Here is a 25516-nt window from a genome sequence, read left to right as displayed (position 1 = left end):
AACCTTCACGGGTTGCGCCTGTGTTTTTACGCAGGCTGGAGCGTTGCGCCAATCCCGTCTTCGTCTGGCTGTAGTTTCAGTGCGTTACACAGAGTTTGCCGACTGGCATCTGTTATCTCAACGTGTATATCACCAGTAACTTCCCCTTTCACATTGATGAAGTCAGGTGAAATTTCTTTCGCACTGGTTTGCAGGCAAATCGCTCCCTCTCCGCGCAGGCGTTTCACTTTCAGTTGCACATGCGTTGCCGCACCAGTGATTAGCCACAGTTTTCCGCCATTTAGATTGATGTTACCAACACTGAAAGTGACACTGTCACCTTTTACCGTACTGCCGTCGAGAATCAATACACCGCCCTGCTGTACAGTAATCGTTGATTGTTGCAGATCTGCGCCATAGCCAATAATCATTGAAGCGCCGTCCAGTAATGCAACACTCCCGGTCAGTTCAACCGGTGCGCGATCTTCCTCTACGACAAAATTTTCGTCCGCGCTGGTGGGTGACAACAAGATCACTGTCCCACCTTGTATTACCGCGTTTTCCAGCGTACCAGCATGCACTTCAGCCCGACCACCTACATTAACGGACAAGTTTTGCGTCTTACCGGAACTGTAGAGCTGAAGACCATCCGTCCCCAGACGATAAGTGGATCCATTCTCAACAATAGTGTCAGAGTCTTCACCACCAAGATTATTCATGGTGCCACCAGCAAGCAACGTATCATTGGCTTTCCCCGCCAGCATAAAAACGCCGCCCTGATTAATCTCACAATTGCTGGCTTCCCCACCTGGATACACCAACAATTCACCACCTTCATCTACCACGACCGCTGAGGTTGTCCCATTGACCAACAGGCCGCCCTCTTGATCGAGAATGATTTTTTCCGCGCGATGGCCTTCCAGTACACGCAGGTTACCGCCATTTTCCAGCAACAAACCGCAGGCATAACCTTTATCAACGCTGAATTCACCTTCGGGATGGCGGCCATTAACCGTAGCGAGCGTAGAGAGACTAATTGCGCCTCCCTCGGACTGAACAATATCTGTGGCAATGGCACCGTCGCTGACCGATAGCGTGCCATTGTTGCCGTACTGTGTGCATTTGGCGATCCCACCGGTTGCCACTTTCAACCAGCCAGCCCCCGTGACCACGGTATTTTCGGCTTTTCCGCCAGCTTCAACAATTAACTCACCTTCAGTAAGTTGCGTCACGCCAATGACCTCGCCGGTCTTAACAATTTGCACGTTCCCGTCGCTCATCAAGTTTTTCGCATCAGATCCCATGATTTATTCCTTTGCTGCATCTGTGTGCCTTTATTGCTACCTAAGTGTAAAGGCTACGGAGGATTTATCCACGACAGATTTTGAGATGGTGGCAAACAACTCTGTTTAAACTCTGATACACAGATTATTGGGTTGTGTCAGATGTAAATGCGATCCTGAATAAAAATCGCCCTTGCAAATCAACAAAATATAGCCAATTTGCTTAAAAGCTCTGCAAACGGTCGAAATAGCGCAGAAAATTACGTTTTGCCTCTTGCCACCTTCCCACTCTGCCGCTAATATTCGTCCCCGTTGTCACCTACAACGTTGCGTTCATAGCTCAGTTGGTTAGAGCACCACCTTGACATGGTGGGGGTCGTTGGTTCGAGTCCAATTGAACGCACCATCCTGCGTCCGTAGCTCAGTTGGTTAGAGCACCACCTTGACATGGTGGGGGTCGGTGGTTCGAGTCCACTCGGACGCACCAGATTTTCTTAATCTGGTCTTCTCCTTTTTCCCTCTGTTTCTTCTCTGTATCCAATACGTTAAAAGATTTACACTGTCTTCGTATGCGTTATCAGAAGGAGAATCGCTATGGCAACTTTGTTACAACTTCATTTTGCTTTTAATGGCCCATTTGGCGACGCAATGGTTGAGCAGCTTGAACCGCTTGCTGAGTCGATTAATCAGGAACCTGGTTTTCTGTGGAAGGTATGGACAGAAAGTGAAAAGAACCACGAAGCCGGTGGGATCTACCTTTTTACTGATGAAAAAAGCGCCCTTGCCTATCTGGAAAAACATACTGCCCGACTGAAAAATCTCGGCGTTGAGGAAGTTGTCGCCAAAGTTTTCGATGTCAATGAGCCACTTAGTCAAATCAATCAGGCAAAACTCGCCTGACAGAATTTAATCAAGGGCGGTTAGCGCCCTTTTCATCCCTGTCTGAAATTTCTCAAATTCTAAAAATCTCAACCAAACTTATCTGATAACACTAAATTCGAAAGAATGCGTACAGGTAAGTAACAATGAAAAAAATTGCTATTGTGGGTGCCGGGCCTACGGGGATCTACACCTTATTCTCGCTTCTACAGCAACAAACTCCACTTTCTATTTCTATCTTCGAGCAGGCTGATGAAGCCGGTGTCGGGATGCCATACAGTGATGAGGAAAACTCAAAAATGATGCTGGCAAATATTGCCAGTATTGAAATACCGCCGATTTATTGTACGTATCTCGAATGGCTACAAAAGCAAGAAGCCAGCCATCTCCAGCGTTATGGCGTTAAAAAAGAAACCTTGCACGATCGTCAGTTTTTACCGCGAATTCTGCTGGGCGAATATTTCCGCGATCAATTTTTACGATTAGTAGACCAGGCACGACAGCAAAAATTTGCAGTGGCTGTTTATGAATCATGCCAGGTTACCGATCTGCAAATTACAAATGCTGGCGTCATGCTCGCTACAAATCAGGATTTACCCAGCGAGACGTTTGATTTAGCGGTGATTGCCACGGGTCACGTCTGGCCTGATGAAGAAGAAGCAACCAGAACGTATTTTCCCAGCCCGTGGTCAGGCCTGATGGAAGCAAAGGTCGATGCGTGTAACGTGGGTATTATGGGAACATCCTTGAGCGGACTGGATGCGGCAATGGCAGTGGCTATTCAGCATGGTTCGTTCATTGAAGATGATAAACAACACGTCATTTTTCACCGCGATAACGCAAGTGAAAAGCTAAATATTACGTTAATGTCGCGCACAGGTATTTTACCCGAAGCCGATTTCTATTGCCCTATTCCCTACGAGCCCTTACACATCGTCACTGATCAAGCATTAAATGCTGAGATTCAAAAAGGCGAAGAGGGCCTTTTGGATCGGGTATTTAGATTGATAGTAGAGGAAATCAAGTTTGCTGATCCAGACTGGAGCCAACGCATAGCCTTAGAAAGCCTGAATGTCGATTCCTTTGCTCAAGCCTGGTTTGCCGAGCGCAAACAACGCGACCCATTTGACTGGGCAGAAAAAAATCTCCAGGAAGTCGAACGCAATAAACGAGAAAAACATACTGTTCCCTGGCGTTATGTCATTCTGCGCCTGCATGAAGCAGTACAGGAAATTGTTCCTCATCTGAATGAACACGACCATAAACGGTTCAGTAAAGGCTTTGCCCGGGTTTTCATCGATAATTATGCGGCAATCCCTTCAGAGTCTATTCGTCGACTACTGGCCTTACGTGAAGCGGGAATCATTCATATTCTCGCCCTCGGTGAAGACTACGAAATGGAAATTAATGAGTCGCGCACCGTCCTGAAAACGGAAGACAATAGCTACTCGTTTGACGTTTTTATTGATGCCCGCGGGCAGCGTCCGCTTAAAGTGAAAGATATTCCTTTCCCTGGACTACGCGAACAATTACAGAAAACAGGGGATGAAATCCCTGATGTTGGCGAAGATTATACGCTACAGCAACCCGAAGAAATTCGTGGGCGCGTAGCGTTCGGCGCGTTGCCCTGGTTGATGCACGACCAGCCATTCGTACAGGGACTTACGGCATGTGCAGAAATTGGTGAGGCGATGGCTCAGGCGGTCGTAAAGCCTGCATCCCGTGCTCGTCGGCGTCTTTCGTTTGATCAAATGTAAAGCTATCAGCACTCAACAAACTGATGCTGTTCATTAAGGCGATAGCGGACTCCGGCTCGAATATTGTTTTCACCTTCAATGGCGACGGCGAAGCGAACTCTTTCGCCGTCATGATATGCCAGTGCGGCGCTTCCCCCTGGCCCGAGAATAATTGAGTCGACCACGCCCGTGCTCACTATTGTCGAATCTTCACCGCTGGCAATGATGTGTACATTGTCGCCGCTATTGGCAATTCTGGCGTTTGCGCCAAAGCTGGCGATTTGCACCAGGTCACCATTACTGGCGACATGACACCGTTCACCCAATGTACAAACGCGTACTCGCATTCCGGTATTTGCAATCCGACTACTATCTCCAGCGCTGCTTATCCGCGAAGAATTACCGGTTACAGCAACCCGTGCGCGTTCACCGGAGCTGCCAATGTGACTGTTAAAGCCGACACTTCCAATCCGCACGCTATAACCCATACTGGCAATTTGCGCGGCATACCCAGCGGTTGCGATTCTGGCATTATCCTCACAACAGCCGATGCGAGCATGATCGTCGCTGCGGGCAAACTGACTGCAAAATGGTCTCTCTCCGGGATCTGTGGCCAGTTTTTGCATAGAGGAAACTTCCTGATGCGCGAAGTTTTCATCCGCCAGCCATTTTTTCCACGCATACTCAACCAGACTCTCCGCCCAGTCCGTATATCCTTCCTCAATCAGTGCATGATGAATATCGGCATAACTACCGCCGCGTGGGAAATGGCGCAGGAACCAGCGATACATCACCGCTCCGATACGCCATTCTCGCAGGTCTGCTCGTGTAATGATCATTCGTTAGTGCCGGTGATAGCCATCGACCATGCTTTTAAAGGTTTCGTGTGGCGTACGCCCCGTGGTGCAAAGATAAAGATGACCGAAGATAAAAAAGAGGCTTATAAATGCCAGAGCAAAATGCGCCTGCAATAACCAGTATCTTACGCCAGGAAACACATCTCCCACGACTTGCGGATAGAGACACAGCAGCCCCGTCAATAGTAACAACGGCAGCAATCCATACATGACACCAACATAGGCGACCTGCTGTAAGGGATTAAATTTAGACTGTGTTGTTGCCGGGAAAGGATGTTCTTCCCCCTGCATAATGCCAAACAAATAAAATCGCGTTTGTTTTGCCGCTCGCTCCAGCCAACCCTGACGACGAATGCGATAGTGGTGACCATTACCCCCAACGGCATTGATCAGAACAAAGCCGAGCCAGCATGCCAGTAACAAAAATCCGCAAACTTCATGCAACGCAACCAGACTTTTAACCGCAGTTGCGCCCACCAGCGCAAAGTGATTTATCAGCCCACTTGCCAGCAACAATACAAAGAGTAACGCATTCGACCAGTGCCATAATCTGACCGCTTTGCTGTAAAGATAAATCTTCTCACCATGATCGGTGGCTGATTTCTTCACGCCACGAGCACGAAACAAGGCATGCAGCCCCAGCACCAACCACATCCCAACCAGCAATAGTCCGGCAATGATCAACCACACCGGCCAAAATTCGGGAGTGAACTGTGGCACATAGTTCGCCAACTGGCTCTGAAACTGTTCAGCATGTTGCGACGGGTTCATACATTTTCCTTTTTAATCAAATGTTGACCGAATCGGCGATACAGATGCGGTTTCCCGGCACCAGGTAGCTGATATTGATAGTATTTATTTTCCTGCAACCACGCCTGAATTTCTGGGCTATCTTCGCGACCAAAGATCAAGGCGTGTTCCGGGCAGGCGCTGACGCAAATGGGCGGAAAGCCTTTTGCCAGTCGGGACTCAGCGCAGAAATCACATTTATCTGCCACTTTAGTGACAGGGTTAAGGTAGCGAACCTGATACGGGCAAGCGCCAATGCAATAACTGCAGCCGATGCACTGCGATTTTTCTACCCGCACGATCCCCTGCTCATCACGCCACGACGCCCCTGTCGGGCAAACGTCGATGCAAGGAGCATCTTCACAGTGCTGGCATGACTGGCGAAAAAAGTGATACTGCGTTTCGTTGTCGTTATCGGTGACTGGAATGTGTGCTATCGATAAACGGCTTCCCTGAGCGGGGACGTGGTTAGTTTTACGGCATGCGCGGGCGCAAATATTACAGCCATTGCACCGTGACTCGTCATGAATCATGGCATACCGAACTTCCTTTTCTTGCCTCGTGTTCGCTAACAGAGAAGACGCAGAACCAGTAAAAAAGATTACTGTTCCCATCCCCAGAACAAATTTGCGTCGAGTGAAGGACATCTGATTATCCCCTAATGCAGTGGCTGCTACTGTCCACCCTATCCATGACATCTCCCTGAAATTTCAGGGGTTCTGAAACTGCTCTACCTCGAACCATTCGCATAAGCCATACGCCTTGCCATAGGTCATAAATCGCTCGCTAAACAAGTACAACACCGCCGTCGATGACTCCACCTGCCGTATATCGGCATATTCAGGTGCAACATCCATCGCGGCGATCGCGGCTTCAATCTGCGCTTCCTGGAAGTAATATGGCGCTTGCATCAGCATGGCGACTTTGTAAGGACGAGGATACGTCTGGCACTCAAAACGAACGGCGTGTGCAATAGCGCGACAAATGTCCTGCTCCACAACTTGCAAAGACATCGCCGCGTAGTTTTCACTCATGGCCTGCGTTGAGTAATAGTAATCATCCTGGCTTCCCGTCATACACGCGATATCCGCGTAGTCTCCGTTCTGCTTAATGTTTTCCAGCAAAACTGACAGTTCCTCTTCGGCAACCGAATAGGGTGGCGAGAGAAACACGGCGCGCGCCACCAGCTGCCCAGCCGCAGAATGCTGGCGAATGAACTCTGCCAGGATTTCAGCAGGTTCTGGTTCTGTGATGTCTTCACTTACCGTATCAACGGGGTGGCGCATCCCCTGCAACCATTGCCGCTTCGCCTCGTCAATTTCGCTGACTTCCGCTAACGGCAATTCATCCTGATGGTTCATCTCACCCATTCCTTACGCAGGCAGTAGATTGTGTGCTGCCAGATCGGCGGCAATATCTTCCAGCCCCAGACGCTGCAATGTTTCGCGGGTCGGACAACCAAGCTGTGGGTCCCAGCCCATTTCTTTGTAGAACATCGTGAGCGAAGCATGCATATCGTCACGATCCATTTTGTCAGTACCTTCAGTAAAGACCGGGATCTGCGGATCCTTGTCGAATACCCAGGAACAGATAAGATCGTGTTCATTACGCATATCTTTGGTTTGCATCAGTTTTATCGTGTAGGCGCGATGCAACGTAAAGATACGCTCTGCAGCTAAATCTAATTTTTCCTGAGTCATATCTTCGCCAGTGATCGCTTTGAAGAATTTGGCTTCAAGCGCCAGATCGCCCCGGTAATTACGGCTTTTCAGCGGCGAAACGGTCATTGGCCAGACCCAGTTGCACAGGGTGACGGCGTTATGCAAACAGACCCGCAACAGCGACCACTTAGCATATTTAATTTTTGCGTCATTGATTGGCGTGTAGTTTTTGGTTTCATCGTAAGCATCTTCAGAACCAAAAAGTTCTTTCGCCACTTCACGTTGCAGTTTCAATGGCAAACCGGAACCAATAAAGTTGATATGGGTATGCGTCATGCAGTCACGGTTGAACATACAGTTAACAATGGAACCGACCTGCGCTGACGCTTCATTGGCATGGTGAACCGGATAGCCAAACGGCGACCAGAGTTTATTTTTCGCGTAGCCCCAGTACTCTTCACCCAAATTCCAGCGTTCTGCGATGGCATATGAACCATCAGCCAGGTGACTCAGCTCACCCACACGATGCGCCAGACGGTAGTAAAAATCTTTAATGAAGTTAACGTCACCCGCTTCCAGTTGATCCCAGCGAATTTCCGCATACTCTTCAGCTGGTAGAACACGCTTGAACACCCCTTTGCTGTAACAATAAGTAAAGTCGCGATGCAGCTGCCCATAGTTACACCATAGGCCGTAGTCATCGAACAGATTCAGACCAACCAGGTTACCAATCACACGACCATCGTCTTTATCTTCAAAATCTTTCGGCCCGTTTGGGAAGATAGTGGTATGGACAAAGTTTGCTACACAAGTGTTACCACCTGTGCTGGGCACGCCAAACTCTTTCACCCGAGGAATATTCATTTGGGTCATACAACGGATCGGGCAAGAGTGGCAGCCGCTCATTTTTACTGTGTATTTCTCTGCCGCCGGACCTAAGTCAAAAACGGATTTATAGGTACGAAAGCCGACCGTGTTCTGATTGCCTGGCGGAATTTCCCCCGTTTCAATCGGACCACCTTCAGCCGCGCCCCAAAATAGCCCTTTACGTGCTGTCCAACGTGACTTGGGATCTGAATACTCTGCCCACGATTGCGGCGTACTTGGCACGACATGGTTGTTATTCGCACCGATAAGTTCAGTCATCATGTAATCGTTGAGACGCTTCATCTCCTGACGATCGGCAATGTTGACCCCTTTCGTCCCCTCAACCGCAATCGCTTTAAGGTTTTTCGAACCCATTATTGCGCCAGTTCCCGCACCACCGCTGTGGTTACGGCTATTCAACATGCCAGAGAGAGGAACAAGGTTTTCCCCAGCCTGACCAATAGCCGCCACACAGGTTTCCGGACTGGTCAAGCGACAAATTTCTTCCGTCGTTGCGCGCGTCCCTTTTCCCCATAAGAAATCGGCTTTTTCCAGGCTAACTTTGTCATCTTTAATATTCAGCCATACCGGTGATTTCGCTTTCCCTTCGATAATAATGACGTCGTATCCAGCGAATTTCATTTGCGCTGCAAAAAAGCCCCCCATATGGGCATCGACGACTAAATTTCCTTTGGTAAAAGTAGAAAGTGAGGTGATATTTACGCGAGAACTACAGGGGGCACCAGATCCAGTTAATGGGCCGGTAGCAAAGACTAATTTATTCGCTTCATCGAAAGGTTTCGTGCCTGGCGGTACTTCGTCATACATAATTTTGTAGCCGAAGCCCATACCACCGACAAAACTTTTAAACTTACTGGAATCTTCGAGGATAATATTTCCTGTCGTGAGATTGACTCTTAATATATTACCTGTCCAACCGTTAGCCATGATTTTTTCCTTTGCAAGATTCACACAGTAATATCTTTCCACTCGATAATTTTTAACGCCCCTGTTGGGCAGGCGTTTGCGCATTCACCGCATAACACACATTTCGAGGATTTTTTACTTTCGGTATTTACGGTCGCCATCATCCACGGGCATGCCGTCGTACAGGCGCTACAGCCAATACAACGTTTATGATCGACGGTAATACAGCCTTCTTCCTGTTGCCAGGTAATCGCACCAATCGGGCAGACATTCATGCATTGCGGTTCTTTGCATTGACGGCAGGTGTCCGCGGTATAGTTGAGATCGCCATACAGGCCGCCACCAGAGCCAACCCCGTTATCGCCAAAGAAATAATTGCGATGGATTTTGATACGGGAGAAGAATGTCCCTACTGAGCCATCGTTGAAGTTGGTACAAGAGATTTCACAGCGGTGGCAACCCGTGCATCGCGCACGTTGGGTCACCAGCACCCCTTTGGGTGTATTTATCAACCCTACTGTGCCGCTATCAATATCTTCCTGTTTGCAACCCAAAAGTGACAGTAACGCAGGGGCAATTGTTAGACCAGCGAGGCCTTTTCCTGATATACGCAAGAATTCTAATCGCGTTAAGCCAATATCTAATAGTGGACGATCAACCGGGTTCATTTATTTCGCATCCTCTTCGCAAACACAGTGCTGACAATTCAGCAGCCTGATATTAAGCATTCAACTAATACGCTGCTGACTCTGTCCCCAACACCAGATATTTTCCCTAACCCGATAGTGTATGAGAAAAGATTTAACGCTGATAAACTAATCCTTTATGGTTAGGAGAAAAAATAATGTGATTATTCTGAGCTCTTAACATTGATCGTTATCAATTAAAATCACAAAGCAAGAAATTATAAGTGAACTGATATTTATTATCATTTGAAATAAATTTAACTTAAACGACAATTATTTGTGACGTTCATTGCAGAAAATAAAAATAACATTATCGTTATAAATTAAAATACATACCGAAATTCGTATAATTTCAGCAGTTGTTATTTAGAATGATTAACTGGACCACAACTAAACTAACAATATCAGGATGAAGCTTACCGCCTCATCCTGAATGGTCATTTTACCAGTGCGTTAATGACGGTTTCCATCGCCTGCTTTTCCAGCTCACTGCGCTGAATGCGTTTATTGGCTAATGCTGTACGTAACACGCCTGCGATAACAATATGCTTTGGTTCCTGCCCCAGATCGCGCATTTCCAACACAACTTTACCGACAACTCTGCACATTTCTCGGTACAGTTCATCCTCTTTTGTCCGATTTCCCATTCTTTATACCTATTTATCATGCCAACTATCAGCATATATCAATCTAACCAATTAGACAAAAATCAAACAAAATCAGACAAATAACGCGATAAATTATTTTAACTGTAGCAATTGAGCGATGATGTATTTATACACCGGATGAACTTTCACTTATCTTCACAGTGACAACCCCGGCACCAGACGTTGCGCAAACAGCGAAGTTTTTGCGTAACCTTTTCCCTGGAACGTTAAATCTTTGATAACAATTTATTGTCTAACAAGTTGTATATTTTTTGAAACGCTGTTTTTGTTTTCCTTTTGGATTAATTTCAGCGTATAATGCGCGCCAATTGACTCTTGAATGGTTTCAGCACTTTGGACTGTAGAACTCAACGACTCAAAAACAGGCACTCACGTTGGGCTGAGACACAAGCACACATTCCTCTGCACGCTTTTTCGATGTCACCTATCCTTAGAGCGAGGCACCACCACTTTCGTAATACCGGATTCGCTTTCCGGCAGTGCGCCCAGAAAGCAAGTTTCTCCCATCCTTCTCAACTTAAAGACTAAGACTGTCATGAAAAAGACCAAAATTGTTTGCACCATCGGACCGAAAACCGAATCTGAAGAGATGTTAGCTAAAATGCTGGACGCTGGCATGAACGTTATGCGTCTGAACTTCTCTCATGGTGACTATGCAGAACACGGTCAGCGCATTCAGAATCTGCGCAACGTGATGAGCAAAACTGGTAAAACCGCCGCTATCCTGCTTGATACCAAAGGTCCGGAAATCCGCACCATGAAACTGGAAGGCGGTAACGACGTTTCTCTGAAAGCGGGTCAGACCTTTACTTTCACCACTGATAAATCTGTTATCGGCAACAGCGAAATGGTTGCGGTAACGTATGAAGGTTTCACTACTGACCTGTCTGTTGGCAACACCGTACTGGTTGACGATGGTCTCATCGGTATGGAAGTTACCGCCATTGAAGGTAACAAAGTTATCTGTAAAGTACTGAACAACGGCGACCTGGGTGAAAACAAAGGTGTGAACCTGCCTGGCGTTTCCATTGCCCTGCCAGCACTGGCTGAAAAAGACAAACAGGACCTGATCTTTGGTTGCGAACAAGGCGTAGACTTTGTTGCTGCTTCCTTTATTCGTAAGCGTTCTGACGTTATCGAAATCCGTGAGCACCTGAAAGCGCACGGCGGCGAAAACATCCACATCATCTCCAAAATCGAAAACCAGGAAGGCCTCAACAACTTCGACGAAATCCTCGAAGCCTCTGACGGCATCATGGTTGCGCGTGGCGACCTGGGTGTAGAAATCCCAGTAGAAGAAGTTATCTTCGCCCAGAAGATGATGATCGAAAAATGTATCCGTGCACGTAAAGTCGTTATCACTGCGACCCAGATGCTGGATTCCATGATCAAAAACCCACGCCCGACTCGCGCAGAAGCCGGTGACGTTGCAAACGCCATTCTCGACGGTACTGACGCAGTGATGCTGTCTGGTGAATCCGCAAAAGGTAAATACCCGCTGGAAGCGGTTTCTATCATGGCGACCATCTGCGAACGTACCGACCGCGTGATGAACAGCCGTCTCGAGTTCAACAATGACAACCGTAAACTGCGCATTACCGAAGCGGTATGCCGTGGTGCCGTTGAAACTGCTGAAAAACTGGATGCTCCGCTGATCGTGGTTGCTACCCAGGGCGGTAAATCTGCTCGCGCAGTACGTAAATACTTCCCGGATGCCACCATCCTGGCACTGACCACCAACGAAAAAACGGCTCATCAGTTGGTACTGAGCAAAGGCGTTGTGCCGCAGCTGGTTAAAGAGATCACTTCTACTGATGATTTCTACCGTCTGGGTAAAGAACTGGCTCTGCAGAGCGGTCTGGCACACAAAGGTGACGTCGTAGTTATGGTTTCTGGTGCACTGGTACCGAGCGGCACTACTAACACCGCATCTGTTCACGTCCTGTAATATTGCTTTTGTGAATTAATTTGTATATCGAAGCGCCCTGATGGGCGCTTTTTTTATTTAATCGATAACCAGAAGCAATAAAAAATCAAATCGGATTTCACTATATAATCTCACTTTATCTAAGATGAATCCGATGGAAGCATCCTGTTTTCTCTCAATTTTTTTATCTAAAACCCAGCGTTCGATGCTTCTTTGAGCGAACGATCAAAAATAAGTGCCTTCCCATCAAAAAAATATTCTCAACATAAAAAACTTTGTGTAATACTTGTAACGCTACATGGAGATTAACTCAATCTAGAGGGTATTAATAATGAAAGCTACTAAACTGGTACTGGGCGCGGTAATCCTGGGTTCTACTCTGCTGGCAGGTTGCTCCAGCAACGCTAAAATCGATCAGCTGTCTTCTGACGTTCAGACTCTGAACGCTAAAGTTGACCAGCTGAGCAACGACGTGAACGCAATGCGTTCCGACGTTCAGGCTGCTAAAGATGACGCAGCTCGTGCTAACCAGCGTCTGGACAACATGGCTACTAAATACCGCAAGTAATAGTACCTGTGAAGTGAAAAATGGCGCACATTGTGCGCCATTTTTTTTGCCTGCCATTTACCGCTACTGAGTCGCGCGTAACATATTCCCTTGCTCTGGTTCACCATTCTGCGCTGACTCTACTGAAGGCGCATTGCTGGCTGCGGGAGTTGCTCCACTGCTCACCGAAACCGGATACCCTGCCCGACGATACAACGCTTTATCGACTAATTTCTGATCTACACCCTTATTGTCTTTAAATTGCGTAAAGCCTGCTGGCAGTGTGTATGGCATTGTCTGAACGTTCTGCTGTTCTTCTGCCGATAGTGGTCGATGTACTTCAACATAACGCATCCCGTTCGGTTCCACGGAATATTTCACCGGTTCGTTGATCACTTTCACCGGCGTTCCCGTCCGCACGCTGGAGAACAAGGCTTTAATATCCGGCGCATTCATGCGAATACAGCCCGAACTGACGCGCAAACCGACGCTGTCCGGCGCACTGGTGCCATGAATGAGGTATTCGCCATTACCATGCGCGAGGCGCAGTGCGTAACGTCCTAGTGGGTTATTTGGCCCGGCAGGAACGACTGGCGGTAATTTAATGCCACGCTCCAGCGAACGCTGACGAATGCCCGCCGTAGGCGTCCAGGTTGGGTTAGGGATTTTCTGCCCCACACGCGTTTCCATCACTGGCGTTTCCAGCCCCTGCAAACCAATACCTATCGGATAGACCTGCACGATATTTTCTCCCGGCGGATAATAATAAAGGCGCAGCTCTGCAAGGTTAACGATAATCCCCTGACGCGGCGCATCAGGTAATAACAGTTGCGAAGGAATAGTTATCGTCGTACCAGGTTTTGGCACCGGGGCGATAGTGTTATTGGCTTCAAGGATCAACATTGCCGCAGTATCAAAACGACGGGCAATAGCCTGAAGGTTTTTATCCCCTTCTTGCACCGTATACGTTTGATTTTGCCCAACCAGTCGGCTTCCGGTTGGAGGTAGCGGATAATCAACCGCCCAGGCAGCCTGGATGGCGCTAAAAGCGCCGATAAGCGTGAGTGTAAGCAAAGACGCGCGTTTCATTGTAAACCTCCTGTATTTGCCGGAGACTCACGCTGAAACGTCGGATGGTACTTATGTTCACCTGAAACCAAAACACTCCTGTGCAGGTCAGTGTAAACATTGACCATCCGGCAATGTGAGCCAACCGGATGAAAGCTGTCCCTTTAGTTTAGCTAAGTGCAGCGGCTTTGGCGCGAATTGCGCGAATCATCGCTTCCAGACCTTGTGAACGAGATGGGGTGAGATGTTGGGTCAGCGCCATTTTTTCAAACCACGGACGCACATCGAAATTGACAATATCCTGCGGCGTCATCTGATCGTAGAGAATAAAGACGACCGCAATAAGCCCTTTCACAATCGCCGCATCGCTGTCGCCCTGCAATTCAATAATTCCCTGCGCATTCTGGCGCATGACAATCCACACCTGACTCTGGCAGCCCTGAATGCTATTTTGTGAGCTTCTGTCTTCGGCGCGTAATTCTGGCAGACGCTGGCCCAGCTCAATAATGTAGAGATATTTCTCTTCCCAGTTGGCGCAGCGTAAAAAATTACGCAGCAATTTTTCTTTATCCGGCAATAAAGCCATAGTGCCTCCCTGTTATCCCAGCAGACGGTGAATACGTTGCAGGCCGGTCACCAGACGATCCACTTCTTCATGGGTGTTATACATGGCCAGCGACGCCCGACACATCGCAGGAACGTTGTAATAGGCCATTAATGGCATAGCGCAGTGATGTCCGGTACGCACAGCAATGCCGTAATTATCGAGAAAACTGCCAACATCATAGGCGTGGTGTTTACCAAGATTAAAAGCAATAACGCCAAGTCTGTTCTGGGGACCATAGAGTGTGAGATCCGGTACAGATTCCAGCTGTGATAGCGCGTAGTGCATCAGATTTTGTTCATACTCGGCTATATTATTAAGCCCCAGCGCCGACACATACTCCAGCGCCGCGCCAAGACCAATGATGCCCCCGGTATTGGGTGTACCGGCTTCAAACCGCCACGGTGCTTTGGTCCAGGTAGTGCCTTCACTCAGGCTGACGGTGGCGATCATAGAACCGCCCCCTTCCCACGGCGGCATCTCCTGCAACAAGGCTTCTTTGACATAAAGAATGCCAATCCCAGTGGGGCCATACAGTTTATGCCCGGAGAACACGTAAAAATCGCAATCCAGCGCCTGAACGTCCACCGGATGATGCATCACCGCCTGAGCGCCATCCACCAGTACTTTTGCGCCATGCTGGTGCGCAAGCGTGATCATTTCCGCCAGCGGATTTTCCGTTCCCAGCACGTTGGAGACATGAGTAATTGCCAGCAGGCGAGTTTTCTCATCGAACAGATTAGGTAGCATCTCCAGTTGCAGCGTACCGTCGGGGTTGAGCGGGATCACACGCAGCTCTGCGCCAACGCGTGCGCAAAGCATCTGCCAGGGGACAATGTTAGCGTGGTGCTCCATCTGACTGATGATGATGTTATCGCCCGCCCGCACATTGCTGTTACCCCAGCTATTGGCGACCAGATTGATCCCTTCCGTCGTGCCGCGGACGAACACCAGCTCTTCCGCCGAACGGGCATTAATAAACAGCGATGCCCGCTTGCGCACGTTCTCCATTTTCTCGGTCGCCTGGGCGCTTAAGGTATGAATACCGCGATGCACCGCGGCGTAGCCGTGACGATAAAACTCGGCCTCGGCGTCAATTACCTGGCTCGGTTTCTGCGCACTGGCGGCGCTGTCGAGATAAGCCAGCGGCAAACCGTTTACCTCACGAGAAAGCACCGGAAAGTCGGCCCGCACTTTGTCGACGGAAAAAGTCATCTTGCACCTCCTGGCAGTCGTTGACCGATTCGGGCCAGCACCTGCTGTTTAAGACCCTCATCACGCAGTGCTTCCGTCAGTTCGGCAGCGAAGGCGTAAATGATCATCTGCTGGGCATCCTGCTGATTGATCCCGCGCGAGCGCAGATAGAACATCTGTTCATCATCAATACGCCCCACCGTCGCGCCGTGGCTGCATTTCACATCATCTGCATAGATCTCCAGCTGCGGTTTCGTATCCACCTCCGCCAGTTTGCCCATCAGCAGATTATTGTTGGTCATCTGACCATCCGTTTTGATGGCGTGCTGCGCGACGTTGATCAGACCGTTAAACACCGCACGGCCTTTGTCGCTGACGATAGTTTTGTGCAACTGTCGGCTGTTACAAAAACCTTTATTGTGTTCCAGCCATGTACGGGTATCACACACCTCGTTTTTCACCGGCATCGCCAGGCTATTGATCCGCAGCGTGCTGTTTTCGCCATTGAGTTGCGTACTGGTGTTGTGTCGTAACACTGCGCCACCCAGCAGGAAACTGTGGCTAAATGCGGTGGCATCGTCAGCCAGCAACAAATCGTTATGGGCAAAGTGGTGACTGAGCGGGTTTTCAAACGCCAGCTTGATATGCTGCAAGTGGGCGTTCGCTGCGATATTGATAGTGAACCGTGCCCCGGTAAAATGACGAGCATCATTAAGGCTGACAAAATGTTCGATCACCGTTGCTTCGGCACCTTCCGCCAGATCCAGATGATGTCGGTAATGGGCAGTGTTGACCTCTTCACCTGCCACGCCCTGGGTAATATGCATTAACAGCAATGGCTTTGCCGGCCGTTGACCGCGCTTCACGGCGATATGCGTCACGCTTTGCGCCAGGCTTTCCGTCAAATGCAGAAACACTTCCGCCTGAATAGCGTCGGGTAACCCCTGGCGGTCATCGTTAATGCTCACTTCATACCCGCTGCCTTCAGTCGCATCGCTCAGTGCTGACACGTAACGTCCATCGACAAATACCAGCCGCACAGCGTCTAACGTTAACGCTAAGGCATCTCGCTGCTGTGGGGATATCTCTCCCGCAATGCAGACAAACTGGCTATTGGTCAGCCCTTCCAGCGGCGTATATTTCCAGTTTTCATGTTTACGTGTCGGCAGTCCGGTACGCAGCAATTGTTGTAAATGCTGCTGTGCTTGCGGTGAGCGTTTTGTCCCTTCAGCTTCAAACAAGTGATGCCACTGTTGCAGCGCGTTACTGCTGTTCGGTAAGCCAGCCATAACCCTGCTCCTCCAGTTGTTTGACCAACGTGAAATCGCCGGATTTCACAATTCGTCCCTGATATAGTACATGGACGTAATCAGGCTTGATGTAGTCGAGAATGCGTTGGTAGTGCGTAACAATGATGAATGAGCGCTTGCCGTCACGCAGCGAGTTCACGCCATCGGCAACCACTTTTAATGCGTCAATATCCAGCCCGGAGTCCGACTCATCAAGAATGCATAACTCCGGTTCCAGCACCGCCATTTGCAAAATATCGTTGCGCTTTTTCTCGCCGCCGGAAAAACCAACGTTTACCGAACGGGTTAATAAATCCTCCGGCATCTTCAGGAGAGCGATTTTCTCTTCCATCAAATCCTGAAAATCAAAGCGGTCGAGCGTTTCCTGGCCGCGATAGCTGCGCACCGCATTAAGTGCCGTTTGCAGGAAAAACTGGTTACTGACGCCGGGAATTTCCACCGGATACTGGAAGGCCATAAAGATGCCTTCACCTGCACGATCTTCCGGCGACAGCGCAAGCAAATCTTTGCCTTTGAACTCAACCGTGCCGCCCGTCACCTCATAATCTTCTCGCCCGGCAAGCGTTGCCGATAAGGTACTTTTGCCAGAACCGTTTGGCCCCATAATGGCGTGAACTTCGCCGGGACGAACGTCGAGGCTTAATCCACGCAGGATAGCTTTATCTTCCACGCTGACGTGTAAATCTTTAATACTTAACATGTTTATTCCTTATCCGACGCTGTGTTCAAGACTGATGGCGAGGAGTTTTTGTGCTTCAACGGCAAATTCCAGCGGCAGTTCTGAGAACACGTCTTTGCAGAAACCGTTAACAATCATCGAGATGGCGTCTTCTTCGCTGATCCCGCGTTGCAGGCAGTAAAACAGTTGATCTTCACCAATACGTGATGTCGTTGCCTCGTGCTCCAGTTGTGCGCTGTTATTGCGACATTCGACATACGGGAAGGTATGCGCCCCACAATTAGCGCCAATCAGCATTGAGTCGCACTGAGTGAAATTGCGCGCATTGGTTGCCGTCGGCATGATTTTCACTAAGCCGCGATAACTGTTCTGACTATGTCCGGCAGAGATCCCTTTCGAGATAATGGTCGATTTGGTGTTTTTACCGATGTGGATCATCTTGGTGCCGGTATCCGCTTGCTGATGACCGCTGGTCAGTGCCACTGAGTAAAACTCACCAATGGAGTTATCGCCGCGCAAAATGCAGCTGGGATATTTCCACGTAATCGCTGACCCGGTTTCTGATTGCGTCCATGACATTTTGCTGTTTTCGCCTTCGCACAAAGCACGCTTGGTGACGAAGTTGAGAATACCGCCGATGTTGTTATCGCCAGGGAACCAGTTTTGTACCGTGGAATATTTCACCTCGGCGTTTTTATGGATGATGACTTCCACCACCGCCGCGTGTAACTGATAGCTGTCACGCACCGGAGCGGAACAGCCTTCAATGTAGCTAACGTAGCTGTCTTCGTCGGCCACCAGAATGGTGCGCTCAAACTGCCCGGTTTTTTCCGCGTTAATACGAAAATAGGTGGAAAGTTCCATCGGGCAGCGCACGCCTTTAGGCACATAAATAAACGTACCGTCAGAGGCTACCGCCGCATTAAGTGCGGCAAAGAAGTTGTCATTCCCCGGCACCACGGTGCCGAGATATTTACGCACCAGTTCCGGGTGATCGTGGATCGCCTCGCCAAAGGAACAGAAAATAATTCCCTGCTCCGCCAGTTTTTCGCGATAAGTGGTGGCAACCGAAACAGAGTCGAAAATGGCATCCACCGCCACCTCTTTGCCTTCCCGCACGGGAACGCCCAACTGCTCAAACGCCGCCTCCACCTCTTTACTTAAAAAGGCGTTCGCGCCAGTTTGCTGCACCGCGCCGGGTTCAGAGGCGCAGCTGTCGTCACAATTACCGCACGATGGTGCCGAATAGTAGCTGTAATCCTGATAATTCAGCTTGTCGTAGTGCGCTTTCAACCAGTGCGGTTCTTCCATCTCCAGCCATGCGCGATAGGCGTTGAGACGAAACTCCAGCATCCACTCCGGCTCATTACGCTTCGCCGAAATTGCGCGCACCACCTCTTCGTTTATCCCCTTTGCCAGCTCATCGGTGGCTAACTGGGTGAAGAATCCTTCTTTATAATTCAGCGGGCCGCCGGTCCAGGTTTTGACATCGTCAGTTGCTTCAGTATTACGAGACATAGTACCGCCTATACCCCAAAGCTTTCGCCACAGCCACATTCATTCTGGGCTTTAGGGTTGTGAAATTTGAATATCTGATTAAGTCCTTCACGAACGAAATCGACTTCCGTGCCATCAATAAACGGCATCGCTTGCAGCGGGACAAACAGCTTCGCGCCATCGTGTTCAAACAGCAGATCGTCTTTGTCCGGCTCGCTAACACTGTCGAGCACATAGCCAAAGCCCGCGCAGCCCGTTTGCTTCACGCCTAAGCGCACGCCGACCATACCCGGCTGCTTTGCCACCAGCTCGCGGATGTGGACAGCGGCTGCGGGTGTCAGCGTTAAGCCCTGCCAGGCGAAATCCTGTGGATTAAAGGTTCCTGAATGCATGTCCATCGATTTACCTCACTTTATCGCTTTCAGCGTATAACAGCATGTTAGTGATAATGATTATCAGTTCAACCCAGCAAACGCAGGGGCTTTACCGTAAAACATGCTTTTTTCCTGCTTTTAATAAGCATAGACCCTGATGTGTGGGTTAACAGGCACGCTAAGAATTAGGTATCTCATTGTTAGATAATGATTATTATCTAAGGAGCATTAAGGCTGTGATGAAAAAGAAAAAGTTGTATTGAAAATGACTATTTAAGAGATAGGTAAAAAAGTGCAGCGTTCAGAAATAAGAAAACCCTAAGTCTGTGCGACACAGGCTTAAGGGTTTCTACCCCATCCGGCGCTTATCTCCGGCACTCTCAGTGGCTTAGCTCTTGAAGGGGCGATAAGAATAATCTCATAAAGCTAACCCGCCGTTTTAACACAAACTGCGATTAGTATTATTTTTGAACAATATCAGGCGGGTAGATAAGCACATCGAACCTGGACGGAGGTTAATCCAGGTCGATTTGGCGAAATTACGGCATTAAGTCAGGATCAATGCACGCCCAGACGCCAGGCAAAGTAGATTTCTTCTTTTAATTCAGCAGAAGAGAGAGTAAGCAGGTCAGCAAATTCAAGTTCTAGTTGTTTCAGACGTTTGAGATATTGGGCAGGTGAAAGATTGCTCTGGTCACGGCGTAAAAATTCAATGGCCAGCTGGGTGGGATCAAGTTGAGTAGACATAGCATCCTCGCTTTTAGACAAGACCTGCACAGTATACCACCGTTTACTGTGCAGATAATGACCAAAAGCAATATGCGTCACACTTTTCTGGTGACAACGTCACAAAATGGCGGTCGTTAATCGTGACGAACAGCACAAACGCCCTTTCTCATCGAAGATTTCAATCTGCCAGACCTGGTGACGCGAACCGAGATGCAACGGTTTGCATACGCCGCGCACCCGCCCTTCTCGTGCCGAGCGGACGTGGTTAGCATTGATTTCCAGACCAACCACCTTTTGCTCACCTTCGGTACATAAATAACCGGCAACGGAACCGATACTTTCGGCCAGTACCACGGATGCCCCTCCATGCAGCAACCCGAAAGGCTGCTTTGTCCGCGAGTCTACTGGCATTGTCGCTTCAAGGGTGTCATCACCAATATGTTCAAAGCGAATATCCAGCAACCCCACCATGTTTCCTTCACCCATGGCATTCAGTGCTTCCAGGGTGATTTTTCGTTTCCATATCATTTAATAATCTCCAGTAAAGCCTGCACAGGATGGCGTACCCCCGTGCCTTCGACCCGTTTTACCTGGCTACGGCAGGAATATCCGGTCGCCAGACAGCGATTACGCGGCAGTCGCTGCATCGCCTGATGCCAGGATAACTCATAGATCCCGAGCGAATTTTTATGGTTTTTCGCTTCATGTCCGTAAGTCCCTGCCATGCCGCAGCAACCCACGCTGACATTTTCCAGTTTCGCGCCAAAACGGGCAAATATCGCGGCCCATTGTGCTGGCGCGCCCGGCAAAGCGGTAACTTCGGTACAGTGACCAAAGAAATACCATGGTTCACCGCTGACTGTAGCCACTGGCTGTGACTCAAGTGCGCTTGCCAGCCATTCATTCGCCAGTAAGACGTTAAACTCGCCGCGTTCCTCGCCCAGCGCCAGTTTATATTCATCGCGATAACAAAGTACCAGCGCCGGATCGACGCCCACCATTGGCATCCCCAGCTTCGCCATACGGTTGAGGAAATCCGCCGTCTTTTTCGCCGTCTTCGCAAAACGATTAAGAAAGCCTTTGATATGCTGGGCTTTGCCATTTGGCGAAAATGGCAGTAACACAGGCTGGAAACCTAATCTTTCGACCAGACGGACAAAATCCGCCACCACTTGCGCATCGTAATAGCTGGTAAAGGGGTCCTGCACCACCAACACCGTGCGCGCTTTCTGCTCTGCATTGAGAGCTTCAAGCTGTTCCAGCGTCATGTTTGCCGAGCGATGCCCCACCATTTGTTGTTGCAGCGAGGGGACCGACAGCAGTGGCAAATCAACCATGCCGATATGTTTTTCCGAGAGTTTGCGCACCAGCGGCTGGTTAATGAAGAAGTTAAAGGTTTTCGGCGCGCGTGCCATCAGCGGCGCGTAGCTCTCGACCGTAGCGACGAGGTGGTCGCGCAGCGGGCGTAAATAACGGGTGTGATAGAGCTGCAGAAAACGAGAGCGAAACTCCGGCACATCAATTTTGATGGGGCACTGGGTCGAACACGCTTTACAGGCCAGACAGCCCGACATTGCCTCTTTGACTTCGTGTGAGAAGTCGTATTCGCCTTTATTCGCATGCCAGCTATTGCGCGTGCGAGCAATTAACGTCCGTAAACTGACGCCGGATTCAGGCAGTTCTTGTTCCAGTTTGAGTGGGTCAACGCCGCGATCCGCCAACAAGCGCAGCCATTCACGCACCAGCGTTGCGCGCCCTTTCGGTGAATGAATCCGGTTCTGGGTAATCTTCATCGACGGACACATCGGACTACGGGCATCAAAGTTGAAGCATAAACCGTTGCCGTTACATTCCATCGCACCGCGCCACTGCTGGCGTACCGCAATGGGGATCTGCCGATCGAATGTACCGCGCTTCACCGCGTCCACTTTCATCATCGGCGCATCGAGACCTTCTGGCGGGCAAATCTTCCCTGGGTTGAGTCGGTTATGCGGGTCAAATGCCGCTTTCACTTTGCGCAGTTCTGCAAAAAGTTCCTCACCGAAAAACGCCGGGCTGTATTCAGCGCGAAAACCTTTGCCGTGCTCGCCCCACAACAAACCACCGTATTTCGCAGTCAGCGCCACCACGTCATCAGAGATTTGCTTCATCAAAATCTCTTGTTGCGGATCGCACATATCCAGCGCAGGACGGACGTGCAAGACACCTGCGTCGACGTGACCGAACATACCGTAGCTTAAGCCGTGGCTGTCGAGCAGCGCGCGAAATTCAGCAATATAATCCGCCAGGTGTTCCGGCGGTACGCAGGTATCCTCAGCAAACGGAATTGGCTTAGCGGCACCTTTGGCATTACCGAGCAGACCAACAGCTTTTTTGCGCATCGCATAAATACGCTCAACACCTGCCAGCTCACTGCATACCTGCCAGCCGATCACACCTGCTTGCTGACTGGCGATAAGTTCATCCAGCCGCGCACAGAGTGCATTTACTCGCTCATCAATCAGCGTCTCATCATCACCAGCAAATTCCACAATGTTCAGCCCGAGCATCTCTTTGTCTGGCACATCGGTAATCAACTCGCTGACGGAATGCCAGACAATATCTTCCCGCGCCAGATTCAGCACTTTTGAGTCAACCGTCTCTACCGAAAGCGCTCGCGCCTCAACCATAAACGGCGCGTTACGCAGCGCAGAGTCAAAAGAGTCATATTTGACGTTCACCAGACGGCGCACTTTAGGCAAGGGCGTAATATCCAGCCGCGCTTCGGTAATAAAGGCCAGCGTCCCTTCTGAACCCGTCAGAATGCGCGTCAGGTCGAACTCGGTCATCTCATCGTTAAAGACATGACGCAGATCGTAACCGGTAAGAAAGCGGTTAAGTTTGGGGAAGTTGTCGATGATTAACTGGCGTTGCTGACGGCAACGTTGATAAACCGTGTTATAAATTCGCCCGATTGTGGTATTGGATTTACCCAGCGTTTCCGCCAGCTCGACGGGTAAAGGTTGCGTATCGAGAATATCGCCCCCCAACAACACCGCGCGTACGCCAAGTACGTGATCTGACGTTTTGCCATAGACCAGCGATCCCTGACCGGATGCATCGGTATTGATCATCCCACCGAGCGTTGCCCGGTTGCTGGTCGAAAGTTCCGGCGCAAAAAAGTAGCCGAACGGTTTCAGGTACTGATTGAGTTGGTCTTTTATCACCCCGGCCTCAACGCGCACCCAGCCCTCTTCAGGGTTAATTTCGATGATGCGGTTCATATGGCGGGACATATCAACAATAATTCCCTGGTTGAGCGCCTGACCGTTAGTGCCGGTGCCGCCGCCGCGGGGGGTAAAGATCAGCGATGAATAGCGTTCCTGCGCGGCAAGACGGGCGATCAGCGCCACATCTGCGGTTGAACGCGGAAATACCACCGCATCGGGGAGAAGTTGGTAAATACTGTTGTCGGTCGACATTGTCAGACGATCGGCATAACTTGTCGCCGTATCGCCGGTAAAACCTTGTTGCTCCAGCTCTTGCAAAAAATTAAGCACCAGTTGAACGACGCCGGGTGCCTGGGAAATCTGTGGAATCATTATATTGACCCTTTCCTGCGGTCTGTGATGTAGGTCGATACACTATTCTTTCAGGCGGCTGCAATAGCGCACTGAAAGGTGATGTTTATTTACTCTATGGATTTCGTGTTGCAGGAAGGCGGCAAGCGAGTGAACTCCAGGAGCTTACAATAGTAAGTGACTGGGGTGAACGAACGTAGCCGCAGCACATGCAACTTGAAATACGACGAGTAAATCGTTTGCGTGTTGCCTGAGTTGTTGTACCACATTTTTTTCTAACACGCCCATCAGAATTAAGGGCAGAATCGGCCTGTTAAAAACCGCTGAAATTGCTCATCATTATGCAGGTGAGTTTCGCGTGTTCACGTCGCGTCGACGATTTGACGCACAAAAAAGGTGAAAAGTAGTTATGGTAAATGTTCGTCAGCCCAGGGATGTCGCACAAATTCTGCTTTCGGTGCTCTTTTTAGCCATCATGATTGTGGCATGTCTGTGGATTGTACAACCCTTTATTCTCGGCTTTGCATGGGCTGGTACGGTGGTTATCGCCACCTGGCCGGTATTGTTACGTTTGCAAAAGATCATGTTTGGTCGCCGCTCTCTCGCCGTTCTGGTGATGACGCTGTTATTAGTGATGGTGTTTATCATCCCTATTGCTTTGCTGGTTAACAGTATCGTCGACGGCAGCGGCCCGCTAATTAAAGCCATTTCCAGCGGTGACATGACGTTACCCGATCTGGCGTGGCTTAATACCATTCCGGTGATTGGCGCGAAGCTATATGCAGGCTGGCACAACTTGCTGGATATGGGGGGGACGGCGATCATGGCGAAAGTCCGCCCTTATATTGGCACCACCACCACCTGGTTCGTTGGGCAAGCGGCGCATATCGGGCGCTTTATGGTGCATTGTGCGCTGATGCTTCTCTTCAGTGCCCTGCTGTACTGGCGCGGTGAACAGGTGGCACAAGGCATTCGCCATTTTGCAACCCGTCTGGCAGGCGTTCGCGGTGATGCCGCCGTGCTGCTGGCGGCACAGGCTATCCGCGCGGTGGCGCTGGGTGTGGTGGTGACGGCGTTAGTACAGGCAGTGCTTGGCGGTATCGGCCTCGCCGTATCCGGCGTACCTTATGCAACGTTGCTAACGGTGTTAATGATCCTCTCCTGCCTTGTCCAGCTTGGACCGTTGCCGGTACTGATTCCGGCGATTATCTGGCTCTACTGGACCGGCGATACCACCTGGGGAACGGTATTATTAGTGTGGAGCGGTGTGGTTGGCACGCTGGATAACGTCATCCGCCCAATGTTAATTCGCATGGGTGCCGATTTACCGCTGATCCTGATCCTCTCTGGCGTTATTGGTGGTTTGATTGCTTTCGGGATGATCGGTCTGTTTATTGGTCCGGTTCTGTTAGCCGTTTCCTGGCGTCTTTTTGCCGCGTGGGTGGAAGAGGTCCCACCGCCGACTGACCAACCGGAAGAAGTTCTCGAAGAACTTGGCGAAATCGAGAAACCGAATAAGTAATTTCTCTTCAGGCGGCTCTGCCGCCTGATTGTTAACCCCTGCTAATTGATATTTGCTTGCTCTTCCCCATATTTTCCTGCTTACCGCCATTCAGCTGGTAGTACCTGTCGCAAATTCTTTACAGTTTTTAAACTAATGAGACGAATCTGATCGACGCAAAAAGTCCGTATGCC

24 protein-coding genes and 2 tRNA genes are annotated in these 25516 nt (G+C 49.7%); 8 read left to right on the top strand and 18 right to left on the bottom strand.

Features of this window, described 5'->3' with window-relative positions; translation table 11 throughout:
• Positions 1–26: 26 nt before the first annotated feature.
• Positions 27–1283, bottom strand: a complete 1257-nt coding sequence (locus tag ACJHXB_RS05580) for an AIDA repeat-containing protein (RefSeq protein ID WP_000534309.1) — start codon at positions 1281–1283, stop codon at positions 27–29.
• A 308-nt stretch (positions 1284–1591) separates the two neighbouring features.
• On the opposite strand from ACJHXB_RS05580, the gene ACJHXB_RS05575 reads away from it, so the two are divergent.
• The 4 genes from ACJHXB_RS05575 (at position 1592) to ACJHXB_RS05560 (ending at position 3898) form a co-directional block, all read left to right on the top strand.
• A tRNA-Val gene (locus ACJHXB_RS05575) sits at positions 1592–1668 on the top strand.
• A gap of 4 nt (positions 1669–1672) precedes the next feature.
• Positions 1673–1749, top strand: a tRNA-Val gene (locus ACJHXB_RS05570).
• 107 nt (positions 1750–1856) lie between these two features.
• Positions 1857–2162: a monooxygenase gene (locus ACJHXB_RS05565; protein ID WP_000212668.1), complete on the top strand. Its 306-nt coding sequence runs from the start codon at positions 1857–1859 to the stop codon at positions 2160–2162.
• A gap of 125 nt (positions 2163–2287) precedes the next feature.
• Positions 2288–3898 (top strand): FAD-NAD(P)-binding protein, encoded by a 1611-nt coding sequence (locus ACJHXB_RS05560; protein ID WP_000716944.1) that lies wholly within the window; start codon positions 2288–2290, stop codon positions 3896–3898.
• A 5-nt stretch (positions 3899–3903) separates the two neighbouring features.
• Here ACJHXB_RS05560 and ydhT read toward each other — a convergent pair whose 3' ends face one another.
• The 7 genes from ydhT to fumD form a co-directional block, all read right to left on the bottom strand.
• A complete protein-coding gene (gene ydhT / locus ACJHXB_RS05555; RefSeq protein ID WP_000587586.1) occupies positions 3904–4716 on the bottom strand; it encodes a protein YdhT in 813 nt (270 codons plus the stop codon).
• A gap of 3 nt (positions 4717–4719) precedes the next feature.
• A complete protein-coding gene (phsC, locus tag ACJHXB_RS05550) occupies positions 4720–5505 on the bottom strand; it encodes a thiosulfate reductase cytochrome B subunit (RefSeq protein WP_001069968.1) in 786 nt (261 codons plus the stop codon).
• Positions 5502–6170, bottom strand: coding sequence for a 4Fe-4S dicluster domain-containing protein (locus ACJHXB_RS05545; RefSeq protein ID WP_001602609.1), 669 nt, complete (start codon positions 6168–6170; stop codon positions 5502–5504). The genes phsC and ACJHXB_RS05545 overlap by 4 nt, the downstream gene beginning before the upstream one ends.
• Before the next feature lie 63 nt (positions 6171–6233).
• Positions 6234–6884: a YdhW family putative oxidoreductase system protein gene (locus ACJHXB_RS05540; protein WP_001469170.1), complete on the bottom strand. Its 651-nt coding sequence runs from the start codon at positions 6882–6884 to the stop codon at positions 6234–6236.
• Between the two features lie 12 nt (positions 6885–6896).
• A complete protein-coding gene (locus tag ACJHXB_RS05535; RefSeq protein ID WP_001273485.1) occupies positions 6897–8999 on the bottom strand; it encodes an aldehyde ferredoxin oxidoreductase in 2103 nt (700 codons plus the stop codon).
• Positions 9000–9019: 20 nt separating this feature from the next.
• Positions 9020–9646 (bottom strand): ferredoxin-like protein, encoded by a 627-nt coding sequence (locus ACJHXB_RS05530; RefSeq protein WP_001070227.1) that lies wholly within the window; start codon positions 9644–9646, stop codon positions 9020–9022.
• A 455-nt stretch (positions 9647–10101) separates the two neighbouring features.
• The gene (fumD, locus tag ACJHXB_RS05525; protein ID WP_000528342.1) at positions 10102–10311 is read right to left on the bottom strand and encodes a fumarate hydratase FumD; all 210 of its coding nucleotides are present in this window, start codon (positions 10309–10311) and stop codon (positions 10102–10104) included.
• 354 nt (positions 10312–10665) lie between these two features.
• Here fumD and ACJHXB_RS05520 point away from each other — a divergent pair, with 354 nt between their 5' ends.
• The 3 genes from ACJHXB_RS05520 (at position 10666) to lpp (ending at position 12827) form a co-directional block, all read left to right on the top strand.
• Positions 10666–10860, top strand: coding sequence for a protein YnhH (locus ACJHXB_RS05520; RefSeq protein WP_240806354.1), 195 nt, complete (start codon positions 10666–10668; stop codon positions 10858–10860).
• A gap of 7 nt (positions 10861–10867) precedes the next feature.
• Positions 10868–12280: a pyruvate kinase PykF gene (gene pykF, locus ACJHXB_RS05515; RefSeq protein WP_001295403.1), complete on the top strand. Its 1413-nt coding sequence runs from the start codon at positions 10868–10870 to the stop codon at positions 12278–12280.
• Between the two features lie 310 nt (positions 12281–12590).
• Positions 12591–12827 (top strand): murein lipoprotein Lpp, encoded by a 237-nt coding sequence (gene lpp / locus ACJHXB_RS05510; protein ID WP_000648420.1) that lies wholly within the window; start codon positions 12591–12593, stop codon positions 12825–12827.
• A gap of 63 nt (positions 12828–12890) precedes the next feature.
• Here lpp and ldtE read toward each other — a convergent pair whose 3' ends face one another.
• The 10 genes from ldtE to ACJHXB_RS05460 all read right to left on the bottom strand — a co-directional run bounded on the left by ldtE (position 12891) and on the right by ACJHXB_RS05460 (position 23842).
• Positions 12891–13895, bottom strand: coding sequence for a L,D-transpeptidase LdtE (gene ldtE, locus ACJHXB_RS05505; protein WP_000817111.1), 1005 nt, complete (start codon positions 13893–13895; stop codon positions 12891–12893).
• A 148-nt stretch (positions 13896–14043) separates the two neighbouring features.
• Entirely contained in the window at positions 14044–14460 is a 417-nt protein-coding gene (gene sufE / locus ACJHXB_RS05500; protein ID WP_001196520.1) for a cysteine desulfuration protein SufE, read from the bottom strand.
• 12 nt (positions 14461–14472) lie between these two features.
• On the bottom strand, positions 14473–15693 hold the full coding sequence (sufS, locus tag ACJHXB_RS05495; RefSeq protein WP_000144556.1) for a cysteine desulfurase SufS: 1221 nt from the start codon (positions 15691–15693) through the stop codon (positions 14473–14475).
• Positions 15690–16961, bottom strand: coding sequence for a Fe-S cluster assembly protein SufD (gene sufD, locus ACJHXB_RS05490; protein ID WP_000907983.1), 1272 nt, complete (start codon positions 16959–16961; stop codon positions 15690–15692). Before sufD ends, sufS begins: the two co-directional genes overlap by 4 nt.
• The gene (sufC, locus tag ACJHXB_RS05485) at positions 16936–17682 is read right to left on the bottom strand and encodes a Fe-S cluster assembly ATPase SufC (protein ID WP_000948872.1); all 747 of its coding nucleotides are present in this window, start codon (positions 17680–17682) and stop codon (positions 16936–16938) included. The genes sufD and sufC overlap by 26 nt, the downstream gene beginning before the upstream one ends.
• Before the next feature lie 9 nt (positions 17683–17691).
• The gene (gene sufB / locus ACJHXB_RS05480) at positions 17692–19179 is read right to left on the bottom strand and encodes a Fe-S cluster assembly protein SufB (protein WP_001469171.1); all 1488 of its coding nucleotides are present in this window, start codon (positions 19177–19179) and stop codon (positions 17692–17694) included.
• Between the two features lie 8 nt (positions 19180–19187).
• A complete protein-coding gene (sufA, locus tag ACJHXB_RS05475; RefSeq protein WP_000367171.1) occupies positions 19188–19556 on the bottom strand; it encodes a Fe-S cluster assembly scaffold SufA in 369 nt (122 codons plus the stop codon).
• Between the two features lie 534 nt (positions 19557–20090).
• Positions 20091–20279 carry a YdiH family protein gene (locus tag ACJHXB_RS05470; RefSeq protein WP_001296104.1) on the bottom strand — a complete coding sequence of 63 codons (189 nt, stop codon included), beginning with the start codon at positions 20277–20279 and terminating at the stop codon, positions 20091–20093.
• A gap of 99 nt (positions 20280–20378) precedes the next feature.
• Positions 20379–20789, bottom strand: a complete 411-nt coding sequence (gene menI, locus ACJHXB_RS05465) for a 1,4-dihydroxy-2-naphthoyl-CoA hydrolase (RefSeq protein WP_000637986.1) — start codon at positions 20787–20789, stop codon at positions 20379–20381.
• Positions 20786–23842: an FAD-binding and (Fe-S)-binding domain-containing protein gene (locus ACJHXB_RS05460; RefSeq protein WP_000612974.1), complete on the bottom strand. Its 3057-nt coding sequence runs from the start codon at positions 23840–23842 to the stop codon at positions 20786–20788. Before ACJHXB_RS05460 ends, menI begins: the two co-directional genes overlap by 4 nt.
• A gap of 388 nt (positions 23843–24230) precedes the next feature.
• On the opposite strand from ACJHXB_RS05460, the gene ydiK reads away from it, so the two are divergent.
• Entirely contained in the window at positions 24231–25343 is a 1113-nt protein-coding gene (gene ydiK / locus ACJHXB_RS05455) for an AI-2E family transporter YdiK (RefSeq protein ID WP_000248640.1), read from the top strand.
• The last annotated feature ends 173 nt before the right edge of the window (positions 25344–25516 follow it).

This window comes from Escherichia sp. WS3227_2 (assembly GCF_046486495.1).
Lineage (GTDB): Bacteria > Pseudomonadota > Gammaproteobacteria > Enterobacterales > Enterobacteriaceae > Escherichia > Escherichia coli.
Note: the sequence above shows the minus strand (reverse complement) of the source record. Positions and strands in the feature narration are given on the sequence as shown.